This is a genomic window from Sphingobacterium sp. UBA5789, assembly GCF_002418355.1.
In the GTDB taxonomy this organism is placed as follows: domain Bacteria; phylum Bacteroidota; class Bacteroidia; order Sphingobacteriales; family Sphingobacteriaceae; genus Sphingobacterium.
Map to the genome: position 1 here is coordinate 157,226 of NZ_DIDX01000002.1, position 329 is coordinate 157,554.

Genomic DNA, 329 nt, shown 5'->3' on the forward strand with positions numbered 1-329 from the left:
GATGCTTTTTTGTTATGACCTAGTTATGTATTACTTATACATTCTCTATTCCGTTAGTGCAGACCGTTATTATATTGGAGTGACGAATGATGTTGCAAATCGATTGCGTCGTCATAATTCCCGTCATAAAAAGGGTTTTACAGGAATATCAGCAGATTGGTGTATTGTTTATCAGGAATGTTATAAGACGAAGAGTGAAGCATTAGTCCGCGAACGCCAGCTTAAATCCTGGAAAAGCCGTTTAAGAATAGAAGAGCTTATTAAAAAGCCCGAATAGCTGGTTCAGATCATTCCGATAAAATCGGAAGGGTCACTGGTTCGAACCCAGT

The 329-nt window shown here is 38.9% G+C and carries 1 protein-coding gene; it reads left to right on the plus strand.

The features are described from left to right. Positions 1–277: GIY-YIG nuclease family protein (locus B4B65_RS05975; protein ID WP_293914293.1), on the plus strand; the 277-nt coding region annotated here is incomplete at its 5' end. Positions 278–329: the final 52 nt, after the last annotated feature.